Source organism: Desulfosediminicola flagellatus (assembly GCF_005116655.2).
GTDB lineage: Bacteria > Desulfobacterota > Desulfobulbia > Desulfobulbales > Desulfocapsaceae > Desulfopila > Desulfopila flagellata.
Map to the genome: position 1 here is coordinate 1,811,772 of NZ_CP050698.1, position 13,768 is coordinate 1,825,539.

General features: G+C 45.3%; 9 protein-coding genes. 8 read left to right on the forward strand and 1 reads right to left on the reverse strand.

Annotated elements, in window-relative coordinates:
• Window positions 1-33: 33 nt before the first annotated feature.
• From FCL46_RS07570 to FCL46_RS07605, 8 genes are all read left to right on the forward strand, one after another.
• A complete protein-coding gene (locus tag FCL46_RS07570) occupies window positions 34-1,293 on the forward strand; it encodes a substrate-binding protein (protein WP_136807026.1) in 1,260 nt (419 codons plus the stop codon).
• Between the two features lie 21 nt (window positions 1,294-1,314).
• The gene (locus FCL46_RS07575) at window positions 1,315-5,496 is read left to right on the forward strand and encodes a response regulator (RefSeq protein WP_136807028.1); all 4,182 of its coding nucleotides are present in this window, start codon (window positions 1,315-1,317) and stop codon (window positions 5,494-5,496) included.
• A gap of 45 nt (window positions 5,497-5,541) precedes the next feature.
• Window positions 5,542-6,384, forward strand: a complete 843-nt coding sequence (locus tag FCL46_RS07580) for a CheR family methyltransferase (protein ID WP_136807030.1) — start codon at window positions 5,542-5,544, stop codon at window positions 6,382-6,384.
• Window positions 6,374-6,964, forward strand: coding sequence for a chemotaxis protein CheB (locus FCL46_RS07585; RefSeq protein ID WP_136807032.1), 591 nt, complete (start codon window positions 6,374-6,376; stop codon window positions 6,962-6,964). The genes FCL46_RS07580 and FCL46_RS07585 overlap by 11 nt, the downstream gene beginning before the upstream one ends.
• The gene (locus FCL46_RS07590; protein ID WP_136807033.1) at window positions 6,948-9,374 is read left to right on the forward strand and encodes an ATP-binding response regulator; all 2,427 of its coding nucleotides are present in this window, start codon (window positions 6,948-6,950) and stop codon (window positions 9,372-9,374) included. The genes FCL46_RS07585 and FCL46_RS07590 overlap by 17 nt, the downstream gene beginning before the upstream one ends.
• A 1,036-nt stretch (window positions 9,375-10,410) precedes the next feature.
• Complete coding sequence (gene dgcN / locus FCL46_RS07595; RefSeq protein ID WP_136807035.1) at window positions 10,411-11,406, forward strand: N-acetyltransferase DgcN; 996 nt, start codon at window positions 10,411-10,413, stop codon at window positions 11,404-11,406.
• Complete coding sequence (gene dgcA, locus FCL46_RS07600; protein WP_136807037.1) at window positions 11,403-12,368, forward strand: N-acetyl-D-Glu racemase DgcA; 966 nt, start codon at window positions 11,403-11,405, stop codon at window positions 12,366-12,368. Before dgcN ends, dgcA begins: the two co-directional genes overlap by 4 nt.
• Window positions 12,369-12,431: 63 nt before the next feature.
• Window positions 12,432-13,277 (forward strand): D-amino-acid transaminase, encoded by an 846-nt coding sequence (locus FCL46_RS07605; protein WP_136807039.1) that lies wholly within the window; start codon window positions 12,432-12,434, stop codon window positions 13,275-13,277.
• Window positions 13,278-13,462: 185 nt separating this feature from the next.
• On the opposite strand, the gene FCL46_RS07610 is transcribed toward FCL46_RS07605, so the two are convergent.
• Window positions 13,463-13,723: a hypothetical protein gene (locus FCL46_RS07610; RefSeq protein ID WP_136807041.1), complete on the reverse strand. Its 261-nt coding sequence runs from the start codon at window positions 13,721-13,723 to the stop codon at window positions 13,463-13,465.
• Window positions 13,724-13,768: the final 45 nt, after the last annotated feature.

Genomic DNA, 13,768 nt, shown 5'->3' on the forward strand with positions numbered 1-13,768 from the left:
ACTCTTGTTTCCTCGATACCACGTCGTATCTTGATGTTTTTGATCACAGTTTTCCTTTTTCAGGCACAGTTCAACTCGTATGCCGAGGCAGTTGTAAGGGTTGGCCTGAATTATCCAGAGACCGGGCCGTATTCTGTACAGGGGCTCGATCAACTCAGGGCTGCTACTCTCGCTATAGATGAAATCAATGCAGCGGGCGGTATTCTCGGTAGACAAATCGAACTTGTCACCAGAGACTCAAGGTCAATGGTTGATGAGACCTATAAAAATGTCGCAGAGCTCATCGACGATGAGAAGGTTTCTATGGTGTTCGGAGGATCGGCAAGCAATGTGGCGATTGCTGCAGGTGATGTAGCCAAAAAAAAGCGTACGCTTTTTTTCGGAACTCTAACCTATTCAAATGCAACTACAGGTTCTGAAGGGAACAGATATACCTTTAGGGAATGCTATAACTCCTGGATGGGAGCGAAAGTGGTTGCTAACTATCTGAATAGCAACTTCCCGGCAGATTCAAAGAAATATTTCTATATAACAGCGGATTACACGTGGGGACATACCACGGAAGAGTCGATGCGTCATTTCACAGGCACTACTGACAATGCTGTTCATAAAGGAATACGTACCCCTTTTCCCGATGCAACCGATAAAGATTTTAGAAAAGCAATCGCATTTGCAAAGATTATCAATCCCGATGTTCTGGTACTCGTACTTTTCGGTCAAGATATGAGTAAAGCCATTCGACAGGCAACCATAGAGGGGCTTAAAGCAAAAACTCAGATTGTCGTCCCCAACCTGACCCTTGGTATGGCGGAAAACGGCGGCCCTAAGGTAATGGAAGGTGTCATCGGTGCCCTGCCATGGAGTTGGGCCATTCCTTACCTGTATGATTACGAGGGAGGAAAACGATTCGTCGAGAACTTTGTTCAGCGTTACAGCAGGTATCCAGGTACCTCGGGTGCGTCCGCCTATACCATCCTATATGAGTACAGGGATGCAGTTGAGCGAGCCGGTACCTTCGCAACGGCGAATGTGATACGCGCCCTTGAAGGCCATAGTTATCAGCTTTTGAAAGATAAACAAACATGGCGTGATTTTGACCACCAGTCGATCCAGACTGTGTATGCGGTGAGATGTAAACCTGAACCTCAGGTGCTCAAAGATACATTCAAACTCGATTATTTTGAGGTAATTGACTCTCTTCCAGGCGAACAGGCTGCTCAGACCAGGGAGCAATGGAACGCTGAAAGAATAAAAGCAGGCAGGCCGACGCAACTTGAAAAGCTTGATGATTGATAAGGTAGTAAGGTGCTATAAATGATAGGTTATGGTTTTAGCGACATCTATTCCGCAAGTCTGAAGTATAAAATCCTGTTCGGGTTTCTGTTCTCAATGCTGCCTTTGCTGGCTATCGTCGTTATTACACATTTCCCGGCCAGAAACAGCACAACTTCCAGTAGCAATCGCCAAATCACCTTAATTAGCAACAGCGGGGCGGAAAAGCTGGATGTCCTTTTCCGATCGGGTTCAAACACTTTTTCAGAATGGGTGGAAGAGGATGTGTTCGGTATGGCCATAGAGTTTAATGCCCTTGATGAACTCGGCAACCATTTTGCAACACTGCAGGCAAGCCGCCCCGAATTTCTCAGACTTGTTTTGACCGACGCCAAAGGTGTTGTTATTTCGGAAAATCACAGTGCTCGAAGCAGGCAGAGTGCGAAATCAACACAGATTGGTCAACTGATCCCCGAATTCGAATACATTCGCAATAGTCGAAAAGCGTACGCTCACATTGTCCCTTCTGTTGATAATGATAATACCGGGACTAGGGGGCAATTTAGTATTCTGTACAGTTTTCGAACACAAAACTCATCAGGTGAGCATAACGGTTTTTTTCTGGCTTACCGGGATATGGCCGACTTCCAGGAGACCACTGACAGTATTTACTCTGAATTAAAAAAAAGTGGTTTTACTACGAGTCGTGTCGCAATAATGGCTCCCCAAAAAGATGAATTCATAGAATATTCGGCTAAACTTTCACCACAGGAACAACCAATCGCTACCCCGATTGAAACCGTTATTCGTAAGTCTATTGGCGGTGAGATCGGGGTATACACAACAGGTAAACACATAGAGCACATAGTTTACATCCCCCTGAAGCTCAACCCCGGCTTAATAGATTCTGCCGATTTTAGTAGAAACGACCCCGGCCTCTGTATGATTACAGCGGTGGATGAAGGGGAGATCATGTCTAAAGTCAAAGAGACCCTGCTGATGTCTGTAATTATCGGGAGTCTCGGGGTCTTGGCGATCATCACCATCAGCTATTTTACTATCAGATCGATTATCGGACCTATCGGAAACCTCGTAAATGTTCTTCAGCGCTACGGGAGCGGCGATTCTGAGGTACGTGCAGAAGTGAGAAGCCATGATGAGATAGGGTATCTCACCAGGGAATTCAATGCTATGCTGGAGCAGATCAATAGCTCCGGTACAGCTCTTCAGGAGAGTGAATCGCGTTACAGGGTTCTATTTGATGGTCTCAGGCATGCAATCAACAAAAAAAATTACACGTTCAGGTTTCCGGAACAGTCAAGGGATGACGAACTTGCTATATCTCTTAACCGGATGCTGGAAACGCTTGAGAGAGCCGATAACAGGACGCAGGATGAAGATTGGCTGAAAACCGGGCTCACACATCTGAACGAAAAAATTAGTGGAGAACATAAGCTCGAGGACCTGTGTGACAATGCAATCAGGTTCATTGCAGAGTACACCGGGGCAAAAGTTGGTACCTTCTTTGTGCGGAGTGGAGAAGGGAATTATTATGAACTTCTTGCCAGTTATGCATTTCGCTTGAGAAAGGGACTCTCAAACCGGTGTTATCCAGGGGAAGGACTTACGGGGCAGGCAGCTCTTGAAAAGAAGGTGATTGTTTTTAATGATATACCTGAAGATTATATCTGGATAGAATCATCTGTAGGCTCCAGCCCTCCCGTAAACCTCCTGGTTATTCCTCTTATTTACGAAGGGGTAGTCCAGGGGTTGATTGAGCTTGGGACAAGCCATCCCTTCAGCCGAAGAGATCTCAATTTTGCAGAACAGGTTAGTAGTGTCGTGGCAGTAGCTATCAATGGTGCAATCGCCAATGATCGGCTCAAAGAACTGCTTGGTCAGACGCGGGAACAGTCAGAAACCCTGCGCCAGCAGCAGGAGAAGCTGCAAAAAGCCAATGACGAGTTGCAGGACCAGACACAAATTCTTAAGGAATCTGAAGCCCGATTGCAGGTTCAGCAGGAAGAACTGCAAACCTCCAACGAGGAGATGGAGGAAAAGAACCAGCTGCTTGAGGAACAGAAAAAAGAAAACGAGATAACGAATAGAAATTTAATAGAAAAGCAGATGGAGATTGAGGAAAATGCAAGACAACTCCAGATTGCGACCAAGTACAAATCTGAGTTCTTGTCGAACATGTCCCATGAACTCAGAACTCCTCTTAACTCGATTCTGCTCCTTGCCAAGATGCTTTCAGAAAATGACGAGAAGAACCTGACTGAAGATCAGATTGAATCAGCCGCATCAATTCATCGGGGCGGCCAAACCCTGTTGCATCTGATAAACGATATACTGGATCTATCGAAAATTGAAGCCGGCAAGGTGGAGTTGAGCCTCTCTCAAACCAGCCCGGAAACAATAACCACCAATTTTCAGATGGAGTTCAACCATCTTGCCAAGAGCAAGGGGCTGACATTTATCACTGAAGTAGGTGAAGGAGCACCTAACACATTTATCACTGATGTGCATCGCCTCGACCAGATCCTCAGAAATCTATTGGGTAACGCCTTCAAGTTCACGGAGCATGGGACGGTAACGCTGCGCATAGCACGACCGGATGCCGACATCTCTATAAGTAGGGAAGATCTAGATATTAATGAGGCAATTGCCATCACTGTGTCAGACACCGGTCTTGGCATCCCCAAGGAAAAACGAGATGTCATTTTTGAAGCCTTTCGTCAGGTAGATGGCTCGATAACCAGGCGACACGGTGGTACCGGTCTTGGGCTTTCAATCTCCAGAGAGCTTGCCAACCTCATCGGCGGTGAAATTTTCGTAAAGAGTACACCTCAGCAGGGAACGGTTTTTACTCTCTGCATTCCAACTACATTGGAGTCGCCTGATCACTCTGAATCCTTACCTGCCAGTGAACCACATACCCCCGAAGGAGAAGTGATCAGGCAGCCCACCGTCCCCGCTATTTCTGATAATGCTAAAGTCGATAACGATATGCCGATTCCGACAAGAAAGGATAAAGACACACAGATCCCTGATGGTAGGCGGATGCTGATTATAGAGGATGATCGGGAGTTTGCCTCGATCCTCTCAGGTTTTTTTGAGAAAAACGGTTATGAAACGATTATAGCCTCAAACGGTGAGCTCGGAATGAAATACGCTATTGAGCAGATGCCCACCGCTATTATTCTTGATATCGGGCTGCCCGGCATTGATGGCTGGACAGTGCTGAACGAACTCAAGAACAACCTTGATACCAGACATATCCCTGTGCATATAATGTCAGGCCATGACGAATCGTCCGAAGGTCTAAAAAAAGGTGCTGTCGGTTACCTGACCAAACCTGTTGATACCGACGGCCTGAAATCAGCTTTGGGCAAGATAGAGCAAGTCCTTGATGCTTCCGTAAAAGAGTTGCTGGTCGTTGAGGACGACGACGACCTGCGCTCAAGCATCCTTAAGGTGATGAACACTAAAGATGTCCATGCAACGACTGCAGAAACAGGCAAGGATGCCATTCGACTTTTGAAGGAAAATCGTTTCGACTGTATGATACTGGACCTTGGACTCCCTGATATATCAGGTTTTACCCTGCTGGATAATATCGAAAATGATACAACAATATCAAAGCTGCCTATAATCATCTACACCGGTAGAGACCTGACCCGGGATGAGACAGAAAGACTTGATAAATATTCTAATTCCATCGTTTTAAAGAGTGCATTCTCTATGGAAAGATTGCTGGATGAAACCTCACTCTTTATGCATAGAGTTGAGCAGGATATGCCCGAATCGCATCGAAAAATCATTCAGGAGATCAGAGACAAGGACAGTGGCCTGAAAGATAAGCAGGTACTGCTTGTGGATGATGATATGCGAAATGCCTTTGCTCTGAGTAAATTCTTAAAGAGCAAAGGTCTCAGTGTAACCATCGCTGACAACGGGAAAAAAGCATTGGAACTACTTGAAACTGAAGTGCTTCCAAACATCGTACTGATGGATGTTATGATGCCTGTGATGGATGGATATGAGGCAATGAAAGAGATTCGAAAAAGGGGCGAATGGAGGGATCTGCCTATAATTGCCCTGACAGCAAAGGCCATGGATACGGACCGTGAGGAATGCATCCGTTGTGGAGCAAACGATTATCTGTCAAAACCAATTGATACGAAAAAGCTCCTCTCAATGCTGCGAATATGGATGTATTAAACAGATGCAACCTGCAGGCGAATATACAAGAAACTGCTGACCGTGATGATGGATAATCAAGAGATTGAAATAACGCTGCTGCTAGATGCAATGCGACTTCGGTATGGATATGATTTTACCGGTTATGCAAGGGCTTCCCTTACACGCAGGATCAACAAGGGCCTTGAAGAGAGTGGCTTTTCAACTATATCAGAGCTAATCCCAAGGATCATTTACGATAAGGATTTTTTTACAAATTTTGTGAAACACCTTTCTGTACATTTCACTGAAATGTTCCGCGACCCGGAGTTTTATAAAACTCTGCGGGAAAATGTTATTCCATACCTCAACACCTATCCGTTTGTAAAGATCTGGTCGGCCGGCATCTCAACAGGTGAGGAGGTCTATTCGCTAGCAATTCTGCTTAAAGAAGAAGGCCTTTATGACAAGGTGCAGATCTACGCAACAGATTTTAGTGATATTGTTCTGGAGAAGGCAAAAAAGGCAATCTATCCGAAAGATCTGATTAAACGATCAACATCGAATTATCAGGAAGCTGGGGGGAAACGATCATTTGCAGATTATTATCATGCTGACTATGAATCGGCAATTTTTGATCGGTCTCTTAAGGACAATATCGTTTTTGCCAACCATAATCTTGTCACCGACAGCGTCTTTGGGGAGATGAATCTTATTCTCTGTCGGAATGTGATGATCTATTTTGGCATGGATCTGCAGGGACGTGTGGTGAAACTGTTTTCTGATAGTTTGAGGAATAACGGTTTTCTCTGCCTCGGAACCAAAGAGACTCTTGATTTTTCGGAAGTCAAAAAAAATTTCGTCACTCTGGTTAGCGGACAGAAAATATACCAGAAAAAGAGGTTGGATGAGTGTCGTGATGCGGAATGAATTCAAAGCTGTGGTAATCGGGGTCTCTGCAGGTGGTCTTAAAGCGCTTCCCGTAATTCTGGGCGGGCTTCCTGAGTATTTTCCGCTGCCTGTTGTCATCGTTCAGCACCGTATGGCTTCTTCTGACAACTATATAATCAGGTATCTGGGAGACCGCTGTAGTTTGACGGTAAAAGAAGCTGAAGAAAAAGAGAAGATGAGTGCAGGTAATGTCTATTTAGCACCTGCCGGTTACCATCTTCTCATTGAGAAAAATACAACCTTCTCTCTGTCGCTCGATGATCTCGTCAGTTTTTCACGGCCATCAATTGATGTACTCTTTGAATCGGCGGCTGCAGCTTTCGGGCCGAAACTTATCGGTGTCATTCTTACAGGAGCAAATACGGATGGAAAGGCTGGAATACATTGCATTAAATCCTGCGGAGGGATGACGATTGCACAAGATCCTGAAACTGCAGAGGTTAGCATTATGCCGCTTGCAGCCATATCAACGAAGTCGGTTGATTTTATTCTGACACTGGACGACATTCCGCTATTTTTGAAAGAAGTACTGGAGGGAAGAAATGACGTCACTCGATGAGAGGCACAGAATACTCATTGTTGATGATATTCCGGAAAACCTCACTGTCCTTGAGAAAATACTCAGCGAACTCGAAGTGGATATAGTTCGGGCAGGGTCAGGAAATGAAGCCTTGAAGGCTACGCTTTACAATGATTTTTCCATGATCATACTGGATCTTATGATGCCTGGAATGAACGGAGTAGAGGTTGCTGAGATGCTCAAGCAGGAGCCTGGAACATCCGATATTCCAATAATTTTCGTAACCGCCATGGACCGGGATGAGGCATTTGAGCTTAAGGCTTACGGCAAGGGAGCTGTTGATTTCATCTACAAACCTTTCAATAAATTTGTACTGATCAGCAAGGTAAGGGTTCTGCTTGATCTGTACTCAATGAAAAGAAATCTTGAATCGGCGTTTAGCAGACAGGAGACGGAACAACCCAAGATTCTTGTGGTTGATGACACCCCAGATAATATTCTGGTGTTCAAGAAACTCCTCACCAAGCTCGATGTGGAAGTCGTCGCAGCCCGTTCAGGCAATGAGGCGCTGGCCGAGACTCTGTATAATGATTTTGCGGTTATTTTTCTTGATGTGCAGATGCCTGAGATGGACGGCTATGAAGTTGCCGAGATATTAAAGTCTGATGAAAAAACTGCAAATATTCCTATTATCTTTGTTACTGCCATTGATCGTGAGGATGCCAAAGAAATACAGGGATATGATACGGGAGCTGTCGATTTTATATTCAAACCGTTCAATGAATATATTCTGCTCAGCAAGGCACGGGTATTTCTCGATATTTATAAATTACGAGCGGGGCTTGAGTCTCTTGTGCAGGAGCGAACTACAGCCCTTAGAATGAGTAACAGAAAACTGCGGAAGGAGATACTCGAAAAAGAGGCCACGGAAAAAACGCTGCTCCATACTCAATCATACCTTAGCAGTATTTTGAACTCGATTCATTCCGTGCTTATTGGTGCGGATTCCAGCGGTGTTATTATCGACATGAACAAAACCGCAGCAAAAATTTCAGGTGCAAGCATCAGGTATGCAAAAGGGAAAAACATCTCCGAGATCTTCCCCTTTTACTCGACAATAATAGATGAACTGCTGCTCCAGGTAAGAACTGATGAACCTGTTGAGAAGACAGGTGTTACTGTGATGATAGGTGACTCTGAAAGGGTTAATAATTTTGCCGTTTATCCATCAGTTGGTGAGCTTAGCGATCATGTGGTTATCAGGGTAGATGATGTCACTGAGGCAAAGCAGATGGAGGTAGAATTGCAGCAGCGACGTCATATTGACTCGCTTGGGCAACTCGCTGGCGGTATAGCTCATGATTTTAACAATATGCTCAGTGCCATCATGGGAGCAGCCGAACTGTTACGGATAAAGATTGGTGATAATCCCGACTTATCTAAACAGATCGGTAGTATAGTGGCTTCGGTCGAACGTTCTGCCGATCTGACCGGGAAACTCCTTAGCTTTGCCAGAAAGACCGGCAGTGAGAAAACCTCACTTGATATACATCGGTTGATCAAGGACACCGTGATTATTTTGCAGAGGAGTATAGACAAGCGGATCAATATTGTTGTTGAACCCAAAGCTGTCTGCAGCATTATTGATGGAGATGATTCAGAGCTCTCAAACGCTCTGCTTAATCTAGGGATCAATGCCCGGGATGCTATGCCCGACGGTGGAACACTCACTATTTCAACTGAGAATCGGATTATTAAAAGTATCAAGGATAGTAAGGATTTTCAATTGAAGAGAGGGAAATATGTTGAGCTGAAAGTTAGCGATACCGGTACAGGAATGACTGAAGATGTAAGGAAGAAGGCCTTTGAACCATTCTTTACCACCAAACCACAGGGCAAAGGAACCGGGCTTGGTCTTGCAAGCGTCTACGGTACCATCAAGTCCCATCATGGAACCATAAGCCTTAGGAGCAGACCTGAGAGCGGAACGGCTTTCACTGTTCTTTTGCCGGTTAATGAACGGGCAGAAATCGTCAACGATCTGGGCAGCAGTGAAACCGATATTGAAAAGATCAACGGCACAGTGCTGTTGGTTGATGACGAGGATATTGTTCGAACTGTAGGTACTGAGCTGCTTCAGGAGTTGGGACTGGATGTCATCACGGCCAATAACGGTCGTCGGGCAATCGATATCGTCAAAGAAAAGGGGGATTCGATTGTTTTGATCCTGCTTGATATGATTATGCCGGAACTCAATGGTCGTGATTGTTACAGGGAAATCCGAAAGATCCTGCCTGATGTCAACGTTATTATATGCAGTGGATATGCTCCGGAAGAAATGATCTCAGATCTTTACATGGAAGGCATACGCGGGTTCATTAGAAAGCCCTTCAGATTATCGGAGCTCAGTAAAGTTATAAAAACCAGTCTTTCTTCCCCCTCAACCTGATACATATCTTTTATCGTATCTGGAAATATACCAGTTTCAGGAAGAACGTTTCACATTATGTTGCTGAATCATTCGAGCAATACGTATGATTACACCAACTGATTCCATTCATCCCAGCAAACATTCCACACTATTATAGCCTGCAACCACCTACTGCTGATCATGTTCAATGGGTAATGTAACCATCTGGTATATCTTCCTGAAGTAATTGTAGTTAACGATTAACGCCTCATCTCTCTTGGCACTGTTGCAACTAAGCTTCTTGGATTGATTGTGGGACAATGCATGCCGACGAATTAAACACATATGAGAATAATGTAATAAAGCGTATCAAAATTTACATTTTTGTAAATTTTCGCTTTTAAAATTACGTAAATGTAAAATCCCCTTTCGGGAGAATGGGTGAGAGCCGTCGTGATCAACGTTTTAAAACTTCCAGGAATTGTTTTAATTGTTTGAATTTATATGATTAATTTCGTGGTTGCTATCGTGTTGTATATTTTGGAGTCTCGGTTCTCGCTTGCCTGCGAATTAAAATTTGGGCAGTAACGCTGATACAGTGCAGAAGGCTAATTTTAGGATGGGACCTAACTCACTTTGCTGAGTACTGTTGCAATTAAGCACGTGGATTGACTTATGGGAGATTGTGTGTCGGTGAATAAGTGGATTTGAGGATTGAGTAATTGAGAGTGTTGAAAATTTCGTTAACAGTAATTAGCTCAACAATTATTGCGTAAATGTAAAATAATCTACAATGGAAAATGCGCGGAGATTTCATGAACAACATCTGAAATTATCTGGGAATTTTTTAAGTGTTTGAAATACGGTGATTAATGGTGGGGTGGTTGCGCGGATCTCTCCGGTAATAATCAATATGGCATATAAATTGATATACATGGTTCAGCTTGTAGGAATTCTGCACAGCATGTGTGTCCGGGATCGTTCAGGCTGAATTGAAAACGATTATTACACGAAGGGTTAGGGCGTATACGTTACTAATTTACCATTAAAAATTACTACCCGGAGTTGCAAAGTTATGTTTGAGTCACCGTATTTACTTTTCCTGGGAGATGCTCCCGATAGTCTTGCAGCCAAAGTCGCGCAGGGAATATACGACTGGAGACCGGAATCTGTTGTTGGCCAGTTTCGGATGGAAGGCTGTAAAGCCGATCTCGGAATTACAGATATGTCGATTAAGGATGCTGTTGAAGCCGGAGCGAAAACTCTGGTCATAGGTGTTGTGAATCGTGGTGGCATAATTTCCGAGACATGGAAATCGGTTTTAGTCGAGGCATTGGAAGAGGGCATGGATATAGCATCCGGTCTGCATAACCTGCTCCGGGATGAAAAAGATCTGGTCAAAGCAGCAGAAAATTACGGACGAACATTGTATGATGTGCGTATTCCGACACTCCAATATCCTATTGCAAACGGTAAAAAGCGCTCAGGTAAAAGGTGTCTCGCTGTCGGTACGGACTGCTCTGTAGGTAAAATGTACACAGCTCTTGCAATGAACCGGGAAATGCAGAAACAGGGACTCAAATCAACCTTCAGAGCCACTGGACAGACGGGCATTCTGATTGAGGGGGAAGGTGTTCCGCTTGATGCAGTTATTGCTGATTTCATGGCCGGAGCTATTGAATGGCTGACTCCTGATAATGACCCGGATCATTGGGATTTAATTGAAGGGCAGGGCAGTTTGTTTCATGCCTCCTATTCCGGTGTCACGATGGCCCTTGTTCATGGAGGACAGCCGGATGCACTTATACTCTGTCATGAACCAACTCGTGAGCATATGCGTGGCTTGCCTGATTATCAGCAGCCAGCATTGGAGGATCTGCGTGATGTAGCTTTACGATTGGCGCAGGTTGTGAATCGTGACTGCAAGGTCGTGGCAATTTCAGTAAATACACAACATATGGATGAAGAAAAATCGTTGGCATATCTTGCTGAAGTTGAGCAAAAGATGGGCATCCCTACAGTAGATCCATTCAGGCAGGGGGCTACCCGTCTTGTTGAGGCACTTATATGAAAATTTCGGTTTACAAAGATGTGTTCAAGCTTGCCCGAGTTTTCACTATTTCCCGTGGTTCACGCACTGAGGCCGTGGTTGTTCGGGTCGAGGTTGAGCTGAATGGCTTTACCGGCCGTGGTGAATGTGTTCCTTATGCGCGTTATGGTGAGACTGTCGAGAGTGTGATGGCTCAGATAAACAGTGTGCCGCTTCCGGTTACCCGAGAGGCACTTCAAGGCGCACTGTCGCCTGGAGCAGCAAGAAATGCGGTAGATTGTGCACTGTGGGACCTGGAATCCAAAACAACCGGAATACCGGTCTGGCGTCTTGCCGGACTTGATGAGCCGGGACCTGAAATTACTGCGTATACACTCTCTCTTGATTCACCCGAAAATATGCGTGAACAGGCTGCTGTTAATAAAGAGCGGCCGCTGCTTAAAATCAAGCTTGGTGGTGAAGGTGATATTGCGCGCATAGAAGCTGTACGCGAAGGTGCACCGGATGCCCGCATAATTGTCGATGCAAACGAGGGCTGGACAGCTGATATCTATCATCAGCTGGCACCTGTGCTGGTACGCCTCGGAGTAGAGATGGTTGAACAGCCTTTTCCGGCAGGTGATGATGAAGCGCTGCGTGATATTGATCGTATCCTGCCGGTGTGTGCCGACGAATCCTGTCATGACAGGGCGTCATTGCCAACTCTTAATGGCAAATATGACATGATCAATATCAAGCTCGACAAGACCGGTGGTCTTACTGAAGCCCTGGAACTGAAAAAATCAGCGATGGCTGCAGGCTATCAGATTATGACAGGATGCATGGTGGGCTCCTCGCTTGCAATGGCGCCGGCAGTTCTTGTAGCCCAGTCTGTAGCGGTAACCGATCTTGATGGGCCGTTATTGCTCGCCGAAGACAGGCTCCATGCGTTGCAGTATGACGAAAAAGGTGTTTATCCCTCAACAAATGCATTATGGGGATAGAAGGGCTATTAATACATTAATGTCCTGACTTGTCAGGACAAAATTTGCTGATAAAGGATGATTATGAGCCGCACAGTATATGTTAACGGTAAGTATGTAGCGGAAGAAAATGCACAGGTTTCGGTCTTTGATCGTGGCTTTTTATTTGCAGATGGTGTGTATGAGGTAACCGCAGTTGTCGGTGGTAAGCTGGTCGATTTTCAGGGCCATGTCGTACGGTTGGAACGATCATTGGGTGAGCTCGGTATGGGCATGCCGTTGACAGGTGAGGAACTGCTTGGAATTCACCGGGAGTTATTGAGTCGTAACAATGTGGATGAAGGGCTGGTGTATATCCAGATTACCCGTGGGGTGGCTGATCGTGATTTTGCTTTTCCTGAAAATGTTCCGCAGAGCGTTGTACTTTTTACCCAGAATAAATCGCTCACCTCAGAAAAACCTGGTCTACGCGTAATCTCCGTACCGGATATCCGTTGGGGGCGTCGTGATATCAAGACAGTGCAACTGCTTGCACCCTCTATGGCCAAGATGATGGCAAAGAAGGCAGGTAAAGACGATGCCTGGATGGTGGAGGATGGCTACGTAACCGAGGGAACTTCGAACAACGCCTATATTGTGACGAAAGAGGGTGCTATCATAACCCGCAACCTTTCGACCTCTATTTTGCATGGAATTACCCGTGCTGCTGTATTGAAACTTGCAGCCGAGCTGGAAATGAAAATTGAGGAACGTCCATTCACCATTACAGAGGCCCAGGAAGCAAAGGAAGCGTTTGTGACAGCGGCTACAGCTTTTGTCTGCCCGGTTGTCGAAATTGATGGAGTTGAGCTTTCTGGTGGGATTGCAGGCCCTATCGTGAAACGATTAAACGAACTGTATATTGAAGAAAGCAGGAAGTCTTCGATATAGTTTATGCGAAGGAAATCCCCAGTGCCCCTGGAGGCTGTCCGAGGATAGGGGTTTTGGTCAAAATCGAGACATTTTCAAAAAATAAGCACAACCATATAGATGATATGGTGAGCATTATTTTTTGAAAATTCGGAAGAGTTTGAGCAGATAGCGTAGACTTCGAAAGGACACTCTCCGACAGCCTCCTAGGCGTCTTCGTACTCTTCGTCGTCCAGTGGAAAGAGGAAGCCGCACTCTTCACAATTGACGCGGTTCTCTATGGTTTCAACCACATCACCTGGAAGAATAGTGGTATGATCACACTCCGGGCACTCGAAATGGGTCTCGGTAATCTCTATCTCTTCGGCAGCAGCGCATGCTGCACACAGCACATCCTCATCATCAAATTCCCCGTCATGGTTAAACATGATAGGAACACCGCATTGTGGACATTCAATCATTGACATCAGACTAACTCCTCTATGTAGAATTGTATTCTCATCCTGTTTGGC